Annotated in this window: 14 protein-coding genes and 1 pseudogene; 5 read left to right on the top strand and 10 right to left on the bottom strand. The window is 57.5% G+C overall.

All coding sequences use genetic code 11. The annotated features are described in order from the left end of the window. Positions 1-11: 11 nt before the first annotated feature. From AXW67_RS25060 to AXW67_RS42820, 4 genes are all read right to left on the bottom strand, one after another. Positions 12-956, bottom strand: a complete 945-nt coding sequence (locus AXW67_RS25060) for a class I SAM-dependent methyltransferase (protein WP_063708981.1) — start codon at positions 954-956, stop codon at positions 12-14. An 8-nt stretch (positions 957-964) separates the two neighbouring features. Further along, on the bottom strand, positions 965-1141 hold the full coding sequence (locus AXW67_RS42825; protein WP_161491287.1) for a hypothetical protein: 177 nt from the start codon (positions 1139-1141) through the stop codon (positions 965-967). Between the two features lie 121 nt (positions 1142-1262). Then, complete coding sequence (locus tag AXW67_RS25055) at positions 1263-2297, bottom strand: radical SAM protein (protein WP_082908040.1); 1035 nt, start codon at positions 2295-2297, stop codon at positions 1263-1265. A 2187-nt stretch (positions 2298-4484) separates the two neighbouring features. Next, complete coding sequence (locus AXW67_RS42820) at positions 4485-4661, bottom strand: hypothetical protein (RefSeq protein WP_161491286.1); 177 nt, start codon at positions 4659-4661, stop codon at positions 4485-4487. 897 nt (positions 4662-5558) lie between these two features. Here AXW67_RS42820 and AXW67_RS25050 point away from each other — a divergent pair. Together AXW67_RS25050 and AXW67_RS25045 are read left to right on the top strand one after the other, a co-directional pair. Beyond that, complete coding sequence (locus AXW67_RS25050; RefSeq protein WP_063680014.1) at positions 5559-5774, top strand: hypothetical protein; 216 nt, start codon at positions 5559-5561, stop codon at positions 5772-5774. A gap of 57 nt (positions 5775-5831) precedes the next feature. Next, on the top strand, positions 5832-6032 hold the full coding sequence (locus AXW67_RS25045) for a hypothetical protein (RefSeq protein WP_063680036.1): 201 nt from the start codon (positions 5832-5834) through the stop codon (positions 6030-6032). A gap of 127 nt (positions 6033-6159) precedes the next feature. Here the strand turns inward: AXW67_RS25045 and AXW67_RS25040 are convergent, their stop codons facing one another. The 4 genes from AXW67_RS25040 to AXW67_RS25025 form a co-directional block, all read right to left on the bottom strand. Then, complete coding sequence (locus AXW67_RS25040) at positions 6160-7005, bottom strand: hypothetical protein (protein ID WP_063680035.1); 846 nt, start codon at positions 7003-7005, stop codon at positions 6160-6162. A 312-nt stretch (positions 7006-7317) separates the two neighbouring features. Beyond that, positions 7318-7671, bottom strand: coding sequence for a hypothetical protein (locus AXW67_RS25035; protein ID WP_063680013.1), 354 nt, complete (start codon positions 7669-7671; stop codon positions 7318-7320). A gap of 338 nt (positions 7672-8009) precedes the next feature. Beyond that, positions 8010-8519 (bottom strand): hypothetical protein, encoded by a 510-nt coding sequence (locus AXW67_RS25030; RefSeq protein WP_136624381.1) that lies wholly within the window; start codon positions 8517-8519, stop codon positions 8010-8012. 133 nt (positions 8520-8652) lie between these two features. Further along, the gene (locus tag AXW67_RS25025) at positions 8653-10008 is read right to left on the bottom strand and encodes a clostripain-related cysteine peptidase (RefSeq protein ID WP_063680011.1); all 1356 of its coding nucleotides are present in this window, start codon (positions 10006-10008) and stop codon (positions 8653-8655) included. Between the two features lie 724 nt (positions 10009-10732). Here AXW67_RS25025 and AXW67_RS25020 point away from each other — a divergent pair. Then, complete coding sequence (locus AXW67_RS25020; protein WP_063680010.1) at positions 10733-11611, top strand: electron transfer flavoprotein subunit beta/FixA family protein; 879 nt, start codon at positions 10733-10735, stop codon at positions 11609-11611. A gap of 281 nt (positions 11612-11892) precedes the next feature. Next, a pseudogene (gene dctA / locus AXW67_RS25015) lies at positions 11893-13224 on the top strand (C4-dicarboxylate transporter DctA); the annotation flags it as partial. A gap of 408 nt (positions 13225-13632) precedes the next feature. Here the strand turns inward: dctA and AXW67_RS25010 are convergent. After that, entirely contained in the window at positions 13633-13983 is a 351-nt protein-coding gene (locus tag AXW67_RS25010) for a hypothetical protein (RefSeq protein WP_063680009.1), read from the bottom strand. 663 nt (positions 13984-14646) lie between these two features. On the opposite strand from AXW67_RS25010, the gene AXW67_RS25005 reads away from it, so the two are divergent. Further along, positions 14647-15066, top strand: a complete 420-nt coding sequence (locus tag AXW67_RS25005; protein ID WP_063680008.1) for a DUF7694 domain-containing protein — start codon at positions 14647-14649, stop codon at positions 15064-15066. Positions 15067-15505: 439 nt separating this feature from the next. On the opposite strand, the gene AXW67_RS40845 is transcribed toward AXW67_RS25005, so the two are convergent. Then, complete coding sequence (locus AXW67_RS40845; protein ID WP_430641435.1) at positions 15506-15880, bottom strand: hypothetical protein; 375 nt, start codon at positions 15878-15880, stop codon at positions 15506-15508. Between the last annotated feature and the right edge of the window lie 1803 nt (positions 15881-17683).

Genomic DNA, 17683 nt, shown 5'->3' with positions numbered 1-17683 from the left:
CCGTTCGAGCGTCACTCATCTCGAATGGTCAAGCGCTTCGGGGGCGTGAAGTACTGATATTTTCCGGTAAGCTTTCCATTGACAAACTGAAGGCCGTGATCGCCATAGATCATGTCCTCGCGTACGTAGCCGTCCGCTATGGCCTCTTGATTGTTGCCGCCAACCGTTCTCCGGGAAGTCGTCACGCCATGGCTGGCCGGCGGCGAGCCGAGCATTTCAATTATGGCTTCGCGCGGTGTGCCCAGTTTCAAGGTACTAAACTGTTTGGCAGGTATCATCCCGGCTGCCTTGATGGGCTCAGCCCTCAACCGCGGGAGATCTTCGGATCCAATTGGCCTACGGACCACGACTTTCTCGATGCAGTGCGAATGGATCGGAATGCCAGGATGGGAGTCCCATTTGATGTAATGATCGGAGCGCAAGATCTCCCAGCCGGCTTGTGTATAGATCGCCTCCAGCTCTCCACGTGCGAACGACTTCTTGTGACCAGATGCCAGCCCCTCCTTGGGAATAGGGTGGTCTGGTCGTTCGAGCGTGTTGGTGAAGCAATGAAATCCTCCAGGTCGCGTCCGATCGATCAAGGCCGTGACGAGCGGCTTCCAGACGCTTCGTTCGGTGAAATGCAGAACCGAATGGGCTATAAAGACGTCGTGGTAAGTAGGCGGCTGGAAATCTTCAACACGAACCACGCCGCTCGTTATCTTCACGCCAAGATCGCCTGCGAGCCGGTTCAGCTTGGAGATAGCGGCTTCAGAGATGTCGGTCGCGATCACTCGATGATCAAAATGGGCCAAATAGAGGGCATTGCGCCCTTCGCCGCAACCCAGCTCGACAACGACGCTTTTCGCGCGGAGGGCTGGTGCGATTTCGAAGATTTCGGGACTGGGACCACCCATACACGAAACCTCCGGGTTGGCGTAGCCCGCATCCCACCAAAGGCGCGGCATCTCTTGCATACTGAACCTCACGCTGCCTGATATTGCTCTTCGAGGGCCACCATCGTGCGCGAGTAAAACATTCGCGCCATAATGCTCGAATATTTGAATCCCGCGTGAGTTAGTTGATAAGTATCGCCGTCGGCGAAGTCGACGAGTTGCAGAGCCTCGAGCGCCTCGAGTTCTTTGCCGAAATCGACCGTCAATGCGCGTCCGAATACTGCAGCGTAGCGTCTTCTGCTGAGAGCTGACAATGTGAGTCCAAGCAGGACGTAACGACGCGCAAGATCTTCCTGTGTCAGTTTGATTCCGTGCGATGCGATCGCATTAGGATCGAAGGAGCGAGCTAAGAAGGCGCTGATGATCGGCGAAGCCGCGCTCCAGTCGACAGCATAATCGGTGCTGTAGTGATATCGGCCGAAATAGTTTCTGGCGCCAGCTCCCAATGAAATCCGATGCCTCCTGCCGGTAAGCGTGTCCGCCCGCGATCTTGGTGAAGCGGGTGAAGGATTCCTGGCGATAATTGTTGGCTACCATCACGGCAACGTTCTGGTCGTAGACCTCATACTTTTCCGCTTCAGAAAAGAATAATTCGGGATTGTGGGCCTTCGAGGTAATGATGTTTGTCATCGGACGAACAACAACGGGGTAAAGAGAGATCGTCTGCGGCTCATAGTCGAGCACGCGGCCAAGCGAAAAGATCCAGGAGTCACGGGTTTGACCACGCAGGCCGTAGATCAGATCGAGATTGACGTGGGAAAAGCGCTTGATGAGGGCTTCGATTGCTGCTTCTGCCGTCTCGACCGAATATGGCCTACCAGAGTGCGCAAGCTCGCCGGGTACCATGCTTTGGATGCCCATGCTCATTCGGTTGACACCAAGTGCCTTCAAGCAATCCAGAAGATTGTTGTCGAAAGTGTCCGGCGCGCTCTCGACCGTAATCTCACATTGCCGGCTTCGTGTTGGAAATGCAGCGTCGAGGGCGGCGAAGAGCTCGCCGAATTGATGCCGAGTTAGCAGGGTTGGCGTACCGCCGCCGAAATAGATACTTACAACCTCTCGATCTCCGAAGTATTCTCCATATCGCGCGACGTGCTCTACCAATCGAGCAACATAGGAGTCCCGCGTCGCCGGTTTAAAGCGCGTTGTAAGAAAGAGCGTGCAGTAGGCGCAGCGATAGCGGCAGAACGGGATATGGATATAGATGTTGATTTGCTTGGAACGGCCAGCCTGCTCAACGACATCAATTATGCGCAGTGGCTGCGGAAAAGCTCGATACGCTCGCTTGGAAGGATAGCCATAGACGTAAGTTGGCAGCTCTTTATTCGCTATATTTGTCCGAAGAAATTCCAGGCAATCCATGACCTAATCCGTTGATTGCCAAAGCTGGCGAATGTCCGAACGCCGTCTTTTAGAACGCCACAAGTTCATCCCTTATGATGATCAGCAGTTTCCAAGGAAGCTGCCAATCCGTTCAGTATGGCGTTTCAGCCGCTTGTGTTCTTAGATCTAACCGTGTGGCTTATGTGTAAGAGCCCAAACAGCCGCAGTTAAAGCTACCGCGGCTGCGACGCCCACGATTCCGCGAGTTATCCCTATAAGCAGCCAAGACCACCCTCCCGAAGCCTGCAAATGCTTCTTTGGCAGTTAGCTCGGTCACGCCGTAGACGGACATATCGGTCTTCATTATTGCCTCCTTCGCACATGAGAAGATCAGTCTGTGATGCCGGGCGGCGCCGGCCGTCGCAACGAGGGAAACTCAAGAGTCATGCCAACGCGCAGGAAGAGCCCTGAAATGCCGTCCTGCATTTGATTCAACAACTTAAATGTGAGGGCAGCAGCACATCGGCCGAATACCGTGTGTGGCGGACACGACAAACCCGACAACAGCGGGCGACACAACTTATGTCGGGAAAGCGTCAACGAGTAGGTGGTGCGCGACCTAGAGGGCCATTGATGTCAGGGGTGAGTCCACGAGACAAGCACTGCCAAATGCGCTCCGTCGCAGGGGCTGCCGGCGCGGACCGGTAGACTCCCGCTCTCACAGACTGGCCCAGCCGTACCTATCCCGTCGAGACACAACTGCATTCGCCCCGCGGCCTTGAACTCAAGCCCTTTGGGCGTGGCGAGCGGCGGCCGTCGTCGAGCCGTGGTAACAGGACGATCTACACGCAGGACGCTGGTCCGTCATCGCGCTAATTGAGCTCTAACGTGTTGGCGGAAGGGGACGCCGAGGACGGCTTCTTTGCTTAGCCTGGACCTTTCGAGCAGAAGGTCGGGAGTGATACGGCGCGCTCTGCAGCAAGACAAAAAGTGCTCTGTTGGCATCATAGCTGGCGGCGGAGCGGGTGCCTCTTGAGCCTGTCATCATGAGCGCGCCGTCTCTCGTGCAGACCCACCATATCCAACTCCGTCGACGCTGCTGCAAGACAACATCGAAGGTTGGAAAACGATCAGACATGGCTAGGGCAACGCGCTATTTCACACGATTGTACTCCGTTCTTCAGAACCACAGAGCGCAATTCAAGCGAACCCTCTCTGCAGACGATCTCTGAGCGCGTAAGTCGGTTCGCCAAACTCCGTCGATGCATAAACGGCGAACTCACAAAACGATTCATTGCATAATTCCAGTGTGCAGCGACGCACCGCACAGCTGTTTATACGCTCTGTGCGTCAATAGCCGGATGGACTTGAGGTCGTCTGCTGACAGTTTAGCCGCAGAAAACTGCTGTTCTCCAGCCGCTCTAATGGGATCGTTATGAAAGAAGGTAGACTGCACCCATTTCAACCATCAGGTCAAGCCGAACACTACTTCTCTGTCCAGCTCCACTACACGCCAAGACCATTCACTGTGATCCGGGCATGCCGCACCATCTCCGTAGAATTGAAGAACGACCGCCAGCCACAAACTTTAATAGATTGGCGCTCGCGCATGTGCCGCTGGCCTCCATTCCGGCTGTGAGGCAGTTGTGGACGGCTCAGTCATTCAATTAGAACGGTTCCATTAACGCAAATCAGAAATACGGGCAATGCTGTCCGCAATGGCAACTCATAAGCTCCCACCCTTCGACAGTAGTTCCCGATTACGTTATGGCAGATTGCGACCGCCAATCAGACGGGCCGCATAGTGGAATCCATCGAAAACTAGATTCCAGCGCTGAATTTGCGCGTCGAAGGTGGCTTCATTGCATTAATTAATTCCGAGACGTCGTTACTACTATTTCACTTGCGTGGTGATCCGTATGGAAACTTCTGGCAAACGCGCGCGATCTGGGCGCTGGACTCTGCGATAGCGGTTCACATGTTGGTTGCGTGCAGTGTCGGATCTTCGGGGACGGCCTCGATCAGCGACGATGCCTGCAAGGTGAATCCGTACGACGGGCGCAAGATGACGGGGCCGGGCCGACGTGCCTTCTGACCGAGGTAGGGTTCGTCGCCACGTGGTAGGCATCGACGCGGCGCTGGCTTCCGTCGCGCGACGGCGTAGAGCCGCGTCGCGCGCGAAAGACGATCAGGACGTATCGAAGCTTATCGGCATCAGAGGCATGCTCAGCTCCCGCTCATCTTGTAAGCAATAAAGCAAAGCAGGGCGATCGACGCTGCCCATAGCGCGAGATGCTTCCACCAGGGCAACTCGCGCCCGGAAGTATCGCGTGCGATCACGGCAGCCAGGCCGCCCAAGGACACCCCGGCCATGACCATTGAGAATAAATCAAAGCCTTCCATCGGCGCGCCTAGCAACGGTGCATGAAACTCTTGCCATCGTGCTTCCTGGGGTCCTTTGCGTGTTATGGGGGAGCGTGTTGAAGGGTTCTACGTTGAGATCTGGAGTCTCACCGCGAGGCGTCATAGCCGGTTGCGCCTGTCGAACACAAACTCATCCTCTGCTCGCTACACTGAAACATCGGAGCTCAAGGTGACCGTTACCAGCGCAGGTAGGACATGACGGATACAAAGAGGTGATCGCTGCGAGCGCGCACAACAAAGGACTGTCAAAAGTCCAGGCCAGAAGACTGGAAAAGGCCTGCTCAACTCTGTCCAGCATGAAAGGATTCCAGGATAGCACGCCAAAGGCTGGCGCAAACGTGAACGGAGACTCAAGACCGGCAGCTCTGTCACGAAAGAAGGCGATACAGCGAGCTGGATCAAGAGTCGCCTCCAGTTTGTTTAGCTTGATACAATTCCTACAACTTGACGCTACGGGCGATTCAATCCCCTTGAACAGAATTCTAGGCAATTCCCCACTCTGGGGCGGCACATGGCTTGCTTGGTTTAAGGCAGCATCACCGCCACCCAGCCTGGTGATGTAGGGGCGGCTTGGCGCCTTGCGGGTCTTGAGGCGTCGGTCTCCAAGCGTCGATCCGCCCCGCTGTCTTCTCTGCGGCAGCGGGCAGGGGACGATATGAATTGTACATAAGAGCGAGCCACCATGTTGGTGAAATCCATCGCAATACGGCGCTCGGTCGCCGGACTTCGACGTCAATGCGGAAAAGATTGCGTTAATTCATACGCGCTGATCACTATTATGCAGTTTGGAGCTGAGCTGCTTCACGAGCGGGCCGGGAGGCAAGAGCGAAGCAGGCGAATTGATCTCGCTCAGCGGAATGGCAAAGGGAGCGAGATATGCCTCGCCATTTGTACCGCCTCTGCAAGGGCGCCTATGTTGAGGCGTTATTTCGGCGTAACGAGCAGGACAAGGTCCAAATGATCTGGCTCCAGTACAACCTGATGCGGCTCGGAAGCGAAATCGTCCGGTCCGAGCACGGCTCCAGCGTGATTGACCAGCCGGTACGGCATGCGCGCGCCGAGCAACAGGCTGTCTCAGAGTTTCGCGCTTGAACTCAGGAACTCGCGATCCCTATGATCTTCCTTTTCGAGGAGTGGGGAGATCTCAAAATGCTGGGTGCCGATACCGCCGAACTGTTACGCGCGGTCCTCGATGAGGTCTGCGCGAGCATTTCCCCGTGCGAGACTGGCATCCGGGCGCATGTTGCCTCCAAGATTCTGGAGGCTGCGATAGGAGGTGAAAAGACGCCCGAGCGCCTCAAACAGATCGGCCGTAAGGCGCTTTGCGAAGCGCCGACGATGTGGCGATAGGATCAGGCAATATGATGTTCTCATTCAGGTGAGCTTCCAGCTTGCTGTCCAAAAAAGCCTGCGGAATGTAAATAGACTTCAGCGGCCAGGCGCGACAATAGCCATGAGAAGCCATTTGTCTCGAAAGTCACCGGTGAAAAAGAGGACGATCACGCGATTGGGGAGAAATGAACTTTTCTACCGCAGCGACGACATTGCATCCTATGACTCGCCCCCGTTCATCCATGCCGGTCCAGCAGGCCTGGCGTCCGCGCGGATCGACCTCAAGCAATTTCACGCCCGTCGGTACCTGCGAGCCGTCGCGTACAATGCCGCGGAGCACTCCCGTGATGGGCGCTCGTATGGCTTTTTGGCCGAGGCAACCCAGTTGCAAGCCTTTGGATATGTCCGCGCCGATATCGACTGAAGTGCGCCAAATGCCCTCGCGCTCCGAATCAACGAAACGCTCGCGCCCCGCGCCGCCGATCGCGCGGGCCCGGCCATCTGCCGCCTTGGTGGCCCCTCGCAAGGCAATTGCACCGGTCTGGGCGGGATGCGTCTCGATGGCGGTGTCGCAGTTGACGCCCACCTCGAATCCCGGCCCGATTCCGACCGTAACCCGCGCGAAGCTGCGAAGATCTAGAGGTGTCCGATGCTTCTGCATGCGTGCATCAACGATCACGGAGAGCGAGCGCAGAGCGAGAATGTCGGGCAGGTGCATTGTGGTCACCGCCACGTTGCTTGGGTCGGCGTGAATTCGAGCAATCTCCGCCAATGTATCGGCCCGCTTGCCAACGGCGCCCCCGACTTCGCGCCGTTCACCGAACAGTGCGTCGTGAAATGACATGCCGCGGCGGATCACCGGCGGGAAGACATCGTGTCTCATGACCACCGCAAACATCGCCTCAGTGAGTTTTGCGGCGATGGCTGAAGCGATTTCGTTCGTGCCAAGCAGCAGCGTGAGGGGTCGTGATGCGCGCGGAGTCCGGATCATGAAGGCGAGGCAATGGGGGCGGTTCGCGTTACTGGGCGACCGAGCAAACCTCGCGCCAATCGCGAAACAGGCCTTAAAGGGCAGAAAGACGGGTCGCATTGCCGCCGACGGCGCTGTAATTCGCTACAACATGTCATAGGCTATTGTCGACAATACAACGAACACGGGGCGGACCGACCTCAAACTGCTGTTGCCTCACGGCACTCGAGTAACCAGCCACCATCCATACATGAACGAGCAAGCGCAGGGTCCCAGGAGCCATGCGGCGAAACGCCGTCGCGCACCACCAAGCAGCTTGCGCGTCCGGTTTGGTCAGGCGCTGTATGCGAAGTACAGATCTTCTTTGTAGTCGAAGAGGTGAGCCTCGCCGTCCGTCACTTTCACAGAGAAGCAGGTAGCCGTATCGTGATCGAAGCCGCTGTAGGCTCCCGATCCGGTCGGTTTGAGCATCAAATGTGAACGCTCGCCGTGGTGGTACACGTTCGGTAGCGCGCCAGTGACGTAACAATGATTGATGTAGTCGTATCCGCTAACTATGCCGTCCCGTACGGAGATGCTGATCCTGCAAGGCGCGGAGGTTTCGAAATCGTGCACTCGAACGACGAGCCGTCCGAGACTGTGGGCCAACGCAACCGCAGCCGCGGCTGTCCGAATGTGCAGTTTCATATCTCCGTCCTATTGATAGGCGTCATAAAGCAAGGCGGGGCGGCCCGACGCGTGGGTGGAACGCGCCGAGGCCACCCCTGCATCACCGGGGCGGTTTGGTGATGCTGCCTCGAACGAAGCAAGCAGCATGCCTATTCAGGGACAGCAGCATAGAGGAACCATTCTTGTGGGTCCTGCACCGCGGCCCCCCAAGCGCGTCGCCACGCATGACGCGCAGGATAGTTCTGCCCCGCCCGGATTTTGCCAAACGCGCAGGTACTGCGGCCTCATAAGTTCACGCAGCTCGTCGAAGATGCCGAGCTTCTCAAAGTCTGCCGGTGTGGCGTAGGTCGAGACATTCATTTTGAAGTACACCCCGTTGTTAGGTCGGACGTTCGCAGGTGCAACTCTTCCGCCACGGGGTACTCCAGGACCGAAGGATTATAAGCTGTGCCAGTATACGGATCATAATCCGACTTGCCGTTCCTCGAGCCTACGTTCGTGGTACGACCCAGGTTAGAATTGTGCAACACGACAAAGTCCCCCGACTTGTTGGATCGGAGGCCGATCTCCGAGCATTCGATTTGGTCATCCGAAGCGGTCTGCATAGCAGCCCGGGAGTTCTGAGGAACATCCTTAGCGTGGTTGATCTCTCTGTTCCTGCCAACAGACATGCCGTACAAGCCACGATGCGCGCACACTAAGGTAAAGTCCTTGCGTGAGTTCTTCAGCACGTCCCCGATTTTGTCCGTATTGTATTCGCTCGCTTGCGTCGTCGCCATCATCAAGGTTAAGGCCAGGGTGGCCTTGACCAGTGCCTCGGTCGACGCGGAGGTCGAATGTTTCATATGAATTGTCTTTTCTCGCATGGAGATCTCGTGTCCGACAGCGGAAAGTTCCGAGAAGCCGCGCCACGCCCGCGCGCACAACGGAGCAAATGCTTGGCCAAGCGTAGCCACGTAAAGTCTGCGATTCGGTCCTACTCAAAATGCGTTGTTTTATTCAGCTTCGAAAATAGCATTGAAGAAAATCGGCCCAGCGCTCGCGCGCAACAAAGTCGATGACGTGATCCTTGTTCTCCTTCACATAGCCCTGCTTGTAGAAATCATCGTCGAAGTCGTACCTGCTCGCAGGAAAGTAAATGGCAATTCCTCTTGAGCCGGTATTCCACGCACTGAAAGCTGAAGCATAGTTGGTCAGAACAGTCCTCTTCGTGGCATCAAGCGCAAACTGCGCGTAACTGCGCGTGTTGGGATTTGACGTTGCGGCAATAATATAGTTTTCGAGGAAGGCCACCAGATCGATCGAAGTGAAGATTCCGGCGCCGTAAGGAATAAGCTTCGACCTGGCTATCTCGATTCTTATTCGTTCTGCCTCCAGCACTTTGCCGATTTCGTCCGCCAATGCGCTAATGGCGGCCGCTGCGGCGTCAATCGTGGTCAAGTCTATGACCGAGAGCGTCGTCATGTGGAAGTCGCCATAGCGGTCCTTGTATGACGCGACAATTTGATTGGTGAGTTCAAGAGGCGATATAGCAGGATTGGCGACCAGAGGTGTCAATGCTGCGGCGTAGTTCCAGCCGGCGGCGGGCTCGGATTCCTCGCTCGCGATCATAAGCGTGGAGGAGCCTCGAAAGGCGTAAGCTGTTTCGATCATCGCCATCATGCCGGCATCAAAACCGATCACGTCGAGCTTTCGATTCAACTTTTGGGCGAGCGATCCGACGCTCTCCTGCACGTCGCTAATGTACAAGAATGATCGTGTCTCTTCGTCAAAGGATACGGCGCGATATCCGCCGACTTTTGGGACGCTCTCGGACGCGGCCGCCAACGTGGCAGAGCGCGGTTGGCCGCCAAGTTGCTCAGGTATGGCGATGCGCTTCTTCGACTGGTCTGCCACCTGGAAGCGCCAGCCCTGACCATGATTCCAGATGACCAGCATGTACTTTTTGGCTGGGAATTTGTCGACAGACCAGTTGACGAAGTCATCGAGTGCGCGCCGCGATCCAAGGTCGGAGACACCAGAGGAGTTTCGCAAATCGGCAACTGCAGCAGAAGGAATTGGCTTCTGCCCCTTCTTTACGAGGAATCTCAGAACTCCGGACCATGCCTCGGCCTCGCTCGTGTAGTGTCTCTGGGGGCGGCCCATCTCGACGACCAGATTGACTTTTGCTGTGCTGTCGACGCTTGCGATGTCCCGAAAAGTGGCAATCGCGTCGGCTTCCAGATTATTTTTGGCGTTCATGAACACCATGATCGTCCACTCAGCCGTGCCGCTAGCAGTTTCGGCGGCGCCGGAAGGGTGGATCAAGAGAAGGCCAAGCGCTAGCAAAGAGGATAAGCACTGTTTGAGCATCATGGCCCTTCAAGCGGCTTGTGCTGGGGAGGTGTCAGGACAACAGTCGCGTCCATCGTCTTCAGCCAAGGGTTTGCAACGGCTGTGCCAGTTGCGACCAGAGCACAAATGAAGGTGTGTAAACGGGTGCGAGCGTGCACCCCAGATCGGGCGCTGTCGCAAGCCCAACACTATTGGGTTGTTTCGAACAAATGATCGACCGACAAGTGGCGCCCTGTCGCTCAGGCACTTCCAAATGCCGGGCGTGATGGTGCCAATTGCTTGCAAAAGATCACTGCCACGAAACGCACGTACGTTTTCGACGCCGTGTTTAGCCTCCATCGCCATTTCGCTCTCCCGGGGCTTAACAAATTGCGGCCCAATAGACGTTGATGCGTTGCTTCAGGGCGTCGACCGCGACCATAAGGTTCTGCCCGACGTAACAACGGCAGCATTTGAGCCTGCAGAACGCGGCGCGAAAGCTCTACCGAAAAACATCGTCCGCAAAGGTGACGCCGGACCTCTGCGCTGTTGAGCCGCATCATTCACGACCTTGGAAGCTGTCGGCAGGCTTAAGGCTTGCGACACGCATTGTCGTATCTTCGACGCGGGTTGAGAATCATGTCGATACTTAAGACGCGGCTGTCCGGCCGATCTGCTGCAGCAAGTTTCAGTGTGACACTGGGGTGTCCCCCACTGGTACGACACTTGCTGGTCTGCTCAGTGTTACTCCGGTTTGGAGAGTTTCATGCACAATGTCGTCTGCATAAAGCAGGTTCCCGATTCCGCGCAGATTCGAGTGCACCCCGTGACCAACACCATTATGCGCCAGGGGGTGCCGACCATCATCAACCCTTACGATCTCTTTGCCATGGAGGCTGCGCTGGAGCTGCGCGACAAGGTCGGCGGCGAGATCACGGTGTTGACCATGGGGCCGCCGGCCGCCGAGGAGTCGTTACGAAGGGCCCTGACATATGGTGCCGATCGTGCGGTGTTGCTCACCGATCGCGCTTTCGCGGGCGCCGATACGCTGGCGACCACTTACGCGCTTGCGACAGCCATCCGCAGAATTGGCGAGGAATACGGCCCGCCGGACCTCATATTCACCGGCAAGCAGACCATCGACGGCGATACAGCGCAAGTCGGGCCGGGCATCGCAAAGCGACTTGGGATTGGGCAACTCACTTATGTCGCCGAGATCCGATCTCTAGATCTAAAGATGCGGACCATCGAGGTTGGAAGGCGCGCGGAGGGAGGCCTACAGGTGTTGCGTACAAAGCTGCCGTGTCTCATCACCATGCTGGAGGGGACAAACGAGATCCGGCGCGGAGGTATGATGGACGCGCTGCGGGCGGCGCGCACGGACATAGTAAGGTGGAGTGCCCAGGATGCCGGAGTGGAGGACATCTCGAAATGCGGCCTCAAGGGCTCGCCGACGATCGTGAAGCGGGTCTTTGCGCCATCGACCCGTGCCGAAAAGGCAGTGCTCGTGGAAGCTGCCGATGAACCGGCGTCAGCTCTGATCGATGCGATATTCCAGCACCGGCCTAAGCTTGAGGCTGAGCTAGCAGTTGTGGCGCGTGTTGGTGACGTGGGCAATTCGCCTTCGCAAGGAGCCGTCCGATGACCTCCACGCGTCCCAAGCCGAGCGGGCGGCAGCACGAGATTGCGGAACAATCCAGGGCCGGCAAGGAGCCCTGGCATGGAGGCGATCAGGTCGCCCCTGCATCTTAAGATCGATCGATCGTGCCAATTGAGGAGGAAAACGTCCTCCTCCACGCGTCATAAAATCGAGAGGAAGCAACACATGCAGCAGTGAATGACCGGCCCGATACAAGCCCTCTGCCGGCCCAACTGAGATTGGGTGTGAGTGGAAGGGACAAAAAAACCAGTGGGAGGAACAATGACATGGCCGACGGGAAGGCAAGCGGAGCGCCCATCGCACCGCCGCAACGCGCAGGAAGAGCTTGGTACAGGGTCCTCTATATCCAGGTGCTGATCGCGATCGTGCTCGGAGTGACGATTGGCTCGCTATGGCCGGATCTAGCCAGGAGCGAGTGGATCAAGGCGCTGGGCGACGGCTTCGTCAAGCTGATCAAGATGGTGATCGCGCCGATCATCTTCTGCACGGTGGTCTCCGGAATTGCGCACATCCAGGACGCCAAAAAGGTCGGCCGTATCGGCGTCAAGGCGCTCGTCTATTTCGAGGTGGTATCCACGTTTGCGCTCCTCATCGGCTTACTCATCGGCAATCTGGTCAAGCCCGGTGCGGGTTTTGGTAGCGCCGCCGCCAGCGCGCAAGCGGTTGCCAAGTTCGCCGATCAGGCAAAGACGCAGAAGACCGTTGATCTCCTCCTACACATTATTCCTGATACGGTCGTCGGTGCATTTTCGCAGGGTGAGATCTTGCAGGTTCTGCTGTGCTCAGTGCTGTTCGGCTTCGCGCTCATGAGCCTTGGCCAGCGAGGCCGCAAGATCCGTGCCTTCATCGACGACGCCTCACAAGCCGTGTTCGGCGTTATCTATATCGTGATGCGCGCGGCGCCGATCGGCGCGTTCGGCGCGATGGCGTACACCATCGGCACGTTTGGCACTGGTGCGCTCCTCAACCTGATCGGCTTGATCGCGACGTTCTACGTCACCGCGTCGCTGTTCGTGTTCGTCGTGCTCGGCTTCATCGCGCGCTTTGCCGGCTTTTCGATCTTCAAGTTCATAGCCTACATCAAGGACGAGCTGCTGATCGTGCTCGGCACCTCGTCTTCCGAGAGCGCCCTGCCGTCCTTGATGGAGAAGCTCGAGCGCCTCGGCTGCTCGAAGTCGGTGGTTGGCCTCGTGGTGCCCACGGGTTATTCGTTCAACCTCGATGGCACCAACATCTACATGACGCTGGCGACGCTGTTCATCGCGCAGGCTCTCGGTTACGATCTCACTTTCGGCCAGCAACTGACCATTCTGATCGTCGCCATGTTGACCTCGAAGGGCGCCTCCGGCATCACCGGCGCGGGCTTCATTACCCTCGCGGCGACGCTCGCCGTGGTCGATCCGCGCCTCGTGCCGGGTATGGCGATCGTGCTCGGCATCGACAAGTTCATGAGCGAATGTCGCGCGCTGACTAATCTCTGCGGCAACGGCGTTGCCTGTGTGATCGTCGCCTGGTGGGAGGGCGAGCTCGACCGCGACAAGCTTAAGGCGGCGCTAGGCCGGTCGATCGATCCGGTCGATATGGAGGCAGCCGTGACAATGAAGGAGCCATCAAGCGCCGTCAGTCATCATGGGCCCGACAATGGCCAGTGCGACTCCGGCCGGTTGGATTCGACCCGCCATTTGAGGCAGCCCGGCAAGCCGGTCTTGCGGCGCTGGCCTGACGCGCCGAGAGCACAGGACGGGCCTCGACAAGAGGGGCGGCTCAAAGACCTGGGCAATGACCGATCGCGACACGCTGGTCCCTAAACGCCGCAGCTAAGTGCGGGCAGTGCGGGGCACGGGAGAGCTGGCTAGTCGGAATGCGGTTTCTTCGGCAGGCCGACTGATCGATGATCCCTGACCGGGCGACGGCGCCTGGACATCGACCGACGGACCGTCATCAGGACGGAGCGGTCCTGATCGTGCCGTCGTGGGGACGAACTGCTTCGGTCGGGGCGGTTCAAATTACTTCCGGAGGAGATTTGTCAGGGCTTCGATGCCCTCAGCCGAGGCGCAAATATTATCAAGTTCGCGGCAGAGCATGATTGCTCTTGCCCTCGCAGGCTCGATCTCCGACAGATACCGAATATGACGTTCGATTTCAGTGAGCCGCCTATTCAGTTCTTCGAGTTGAGTCCGAAGGCGCCCCATCTCCACGTCGCGATGCGTGCTCGCATCGAGGACCCAAGCGCGGCGCGTTGACATGATTTTGTTCCCCTGCGTTAGCCACTTCTGCGCAACATTCGTGGCCGGAGTAGGGAAGCGTCTATCGTCGCTGTAGCTTCTTGAGATCTTGCGAAAACGCTCCTTCTCCATCGCAAATCCAGCTCTTCTCGCACGGCCAGCCAAGTGCGGCAATTGGCAGATCCTGTGCAGGCCTCCAGGTGAGAGAGTCAGCTAATCCAATGGGAATGGCTTGAATCTTACGTAGCGTCAGGATGTAGACGTCCCGAATGTAGCGAAACCTGCAATTGGGCATCGTGTCGGGTTTGGCTTGCATGTGTCGGCCGTCCACGGAGTTCACGCTCGACGGCTTGCATGAACAGGGCAGAACCAGCCAGGAGGAGTTTCATGATCATCCGGACTCTCGCGCGCCGGCCGTATCTTACCAAGCTTGTCGGAAATTCGAGGAATGGAGTGAGGCGAGGCCGCTACACTTGAGAGGTATCTTCCGGCTAAGGCCGAGTTGATCCGAGTGATCCCGACAGCTCGCATTCAGGCGAGCCTGAACGGACTATCGTCCGCCACACTAAACACAGGGTTCGCCTGGCGCGCGAGGAAAACTGGACGCGTGGCCGGATGGGCGTGCATCAGAGCTATGGAGAAAACGGGCTGGCCGACGATTGCGTACAACCAGCATAGGGTCGGAGCCGAATTGTCGTACCCGAAAATCACGCAATAGCGGCGATTGCGCTCGACGCAAGCTCTCTGAGCAGAAAGCGATCGGCATCGAATTGAAAATTGGCTGTAGGAGCAAATATGAGAGCGCAGATCATCGACAAGCTTGAGGCCGGTCGGCTACGCCACGGGCCGTTTGCCAGCGCGCCGGGCTCAGGCCCCTGCGGGCTTTTCTATGTGCAGGGACCGTGTGGCTGCCAACTCAAGATCATCGGATTGCGTCGCCCACGATGGGAGCATGTCTCCGTCTCGACGTCCCGGCGCTGTCCGAACTGGGAAGAAATGTGCTTTGTCAAGGATCTGTTCTGGGACGAGGAGGAGTGCGTGATGCAGCTCCATCCGCCCCATTCCGAGTACGTCAACAACAGTAGTTACTGTCTGCACCTATGGAGGCCGACTGATCAGGAGATTCCAACGCCCCCACCGGCTTTTGTCGGCATCGTTGGGCTTGGCCCATCCGAAGCGGCAATCTTGGCTGCACAGATGAAATCGCTACGCTAATGGCTTCGAACCAATTGTCCTCGATGAGGGAACGTCAAAGGTCCATCGCGAAATCAAACTACGTCAGTTAGGGGGACGCTAGGCACGCAAGCGAACGTCACGTTGCCAAGTACTATGCAGGGAAACGATCGAGAATGCCCGAGAGCCGCCACCTCTCAGGACGCGCAGCTCGGGACAACGTCCACTAGCGTGTGATCTGATGAGACCCGCCGTTGCGTCGAGCCACCATCAGGCTCCGGCGAGCAGCCACTGGCATGAGGATAAGCTCATCGGATGCGATCCCCGCTCCTGAGCTCAATTGTTGCTTGCCGGCGACCGTCCAAATCGACTTCAGTGTCTCCTCGAAGCGCTTGCGGAGTTCAATGAGTGGCTGACGGTATTGCGCGCCCCGGCGCGGCCGTTCGCCCGGTCAGTACAGAGCTTCTGCCGCTGGTACGATCTAGCGGTTGCTAGGCGTTGCGTCGGCGGCGTCGCGCAGGGGATTGATCGGCCAGGAAATCGGCGAGCTTTCGACCGGCACGAAGTTGGGCGCTGAGCCATCGTGGCAATTTGCCGCGCCAGGACCAGGTCTCTGCACTGTTTTTTGGGTTTCGGTACCTCGGGGTACAAACGTGTGCGAGCGGCTGGGACGAACGAGTTTGTCGGTTGCTCGGATCTTCTGCAGCCGCTGGTCTAGCCGCGTTCGATCCGCTGTCATGCGCTGCGTCAATATGAGGACGACGTTCTCGTACAGCCGCCACAAAGCCTCGGCAGACATTGAATTCAGGTTATCGGGTTTCATTCGGAACCGTTCATGATGCTCGAATCGTTGCATGCATTAGTCGTGCCGTGCGCGATAGGAAAGTCGCGTGTTAAGCGGTGGCTGAGGACTCCCGATCCAAACCTTGTATTGCAAACGCGAATAGGGTCGCTATCGACAACTTGCCCACGTCGACGTCGTGTATGCGGGGTGTGGCGACCATTCGCCGGATATCAATCAAGGGCCAACGGTCGGCGCAGCACTATCAGCCGCGCTGGTATCACTGTGCAACACCGGACGACGACCTCGCGGGAGGTTGCGATTCGCGACTATGCATTATTGATCTGCTCATCAAGGAACATGCGAAAGCGAAGCCGCGCTGAATGACGCGGGGCGATCAAACAGGTCCGCCGGGCCGAAGAAACATCCGAGCCCAGGTGCCAAGCGTTCGACCAGAACGGGTCAACTGATCAGAGCAGATCGGCCACCGTACTCGCGAGACCTTTCGGCTAGACCGATGTCCGGTGCCAATGGACAATCATGGCGGACAGGTAGGCAGATCGATCGTGGGTATCATTTGCGGCAGACGAGCATTCGCTCGATCGAGCTACTGAATCGTTAGTACGGATCCACACCTCGTGCCGAGAAGCCGTACTCCGCGAATGATATAGCTCCCACGCGGCGGCTCGGCGTAGTTGAGCCCATCGATCCAGAAGCCCATTTCATCGGCGGCAACCTGTGAGTTGTAGGCCCAACCAGTCTGGAGAGATCTCACGGCGGCGAAGGCGCCACAGGGCGCAGACGAGTCGGGGATAACGACCTCCGCATCCGGTTCACATCCCGACAAAAGCTCAATGAGTTCTCGGACGTTCATGTCTCAGCTTTCGCCTCGAAGTGGCCTGTCCTGAACCGCCAAAAACAGCCCTCTGACGAAGGCGGTTGATCCATGCTGACCTGAACCCAGCCGAGCATCAGAACGTGACTGAAGCCAATTCCAAGCAAGAGCGGCATTTTCACGTGCATGCCGTGAAAACACCGTGATGAATTGCTCCGCTGCGGCAGGTTTAGCCATGTGCGAAGAGGGCGACGCGTCGCTCCAAAGGGGCTCGGTGGCCATTGCTGTTCCGCGATGAAAAGACCCACTGTTCCGACATGGTGATGTTGTGCGTCAAGCAACGAAGTAGGGTGGTACAAGTGAGGCGGTGATGTTTCATGCCATAGAATCGAGCCTGCTTCCTGCGATCGTTTTGCACTTGAAACGCACGTTACGTTAAGTTGTACAACAGACCAAGCTGTCTTTCGTCGCCGCACGAAGATGCCTTTCATTCCCTCGCGCGTCCGAAGAAGGTGCACGCGTTTCCCAACCAAGATCTTCAGATGGCCCTATTCCTGATTCTACTTCCGATTTGCTTCCTGAGCGTTGGAGGGACGTGCGTCATGCGCGCATGGCGTTTTCAGAAGCGACGTGACCGCTATGGTTTTGAGCCGTCTTCCGGAGAGCCTCGCGCCCGATCGATGGGGCGCCCAATTCAAATGCCCAAGCGACGCGCATTCTAGTGGGTTAGTGGATTGATAACCGGAGACGACCGGCTTGCGGAGCTCTCGACTTTTGGCCGATGGTGCAGAAGCGCATAGCCGTCGTCGGCACGAGCGTACGACACCTGTCGACGGATTGGCGGGGAAGGGACGTGCCGTGTCCCTGGCGGCCGCGACGAGCTTACGACGGCATCTCGTACCTGGTCTCATCGTCGCCAAGAACGCAAGGAACGGGCATCGCAAACCGACCTAGTCGAATGCTATGGCGCCCTTCGGAAGGTCACGAGACCCGCTGCCATCCGCCGATGCCTTCGGGAAATCCCATCTTGGATGGATCGCCGG

The sequence above is a fragment of the Bradyrhizobium neotropicale genome, assembly GCF_001641695.1.
GTDB lineage: Bacteria > Pseudomonadota > Alphaproteobacteria > Rhizobiales > Xanthobacteraceae > Bradyrhizobium > Bradyrhizobium neotropicale.
The sequence above is the reverse complement of the archived record's forward strand: the minus strand, read 5'-3'. Positions and strand labels throughout refer to the sequence as shown.

Bases quoted from the DNA above. Each gene is read 5' to 3' on its own strand.
- AXW67_RS25040 (WP_063680035.1), bottom strand. From the start codon at position 7,005: ATGATCCGGACTCCGCGCGCATCACGACCCCTCACGCTGCTGCTTGGC.
- AXW67_RS25025 (WP_063680011.1), bottom strand. From the start codon at position 10,008: ATGATGCTCAAACAGTGCTTATCCTCTTTGCTAGCGCTTGGCCTTCTC.
- AXW67_RS25050 (WP_063680014.1), top strand. From the start codon at position 5,559: ATGCCTCGCCATTTGTACCGCCTCTGCAAGGGCGCCTATGTTGAGGCG.
- AXW67_RS25055 (WP_082908040.1), bottom strand. From the start codon at position 2,297: ATGGATTGCCTGGAATTTCTTCGGACAAATATAGCGAATAAAGAGCTG.
- AXW67_RS25005 (WP_063680008.1), top strand. From the start codon at position 14,647: ATGAGAGCGCAGATCATCGACAAGCTTGAGGCCGGTCGGCTACGCCAC.
- AXW67_RS40845 (WP_430641435.1), bottom strand. From the start codon at position 15,880: ATGCAACGATTCGAGCATCATGAACGGTTCCGAATGAAACCCGATAAC.
- AXW67_RS25060 (WP_063708981.1), bottom strand. From the start codon at position 956: ATGCAAGAGATGCCGCGCCTTTGGTGGGATGCGGGCTACGCCAACCCG.
- AXW67_RS25020 (WP_063680010.1), top strand. From the start codon at position 10,733: ATGCACAATGTCGTCTGCATAAAGCAGGTTCCCGATTCCGCGCAGATT.
- AXW67_RS25010 (WP_063680009.1), bottom strand. From the start codon at position 13,983: ATGGAGAAGGAGCGTTTTCGCAAGATCTCAAGAAGCTACAGCGACGAT.
- AXW67_RS25045 (WP_063680036.1), top strand. From the start codon at position 5,832: ATGCTGGGTGCCGATACCGCCGAACTGTTACGCGCGGTCCTCGATGAG.
- AXW67_RS25035 (WP_063680013.1), bottom strand. From the start codon at position 7,671: ATGAAACTGCACATTCGGACAGCCGCGGCTGCGGTTGCGTTGGCCCAC.
- AXW67_RS25030 (WP_136624381.1), bottom strand. From the start codon at position 8,519: ATGCGAGAAAAGACAATTCATATGAAACATTCGACCTCCGCGTCGACC.
- AXW67_RS42820 (WP_161491286.1), bottom strand. From the start codon at position 4,661: ATGGAAGGCTTTGATTTATTCTCAATGGTCATGGCCGGGGTGTCCTTG.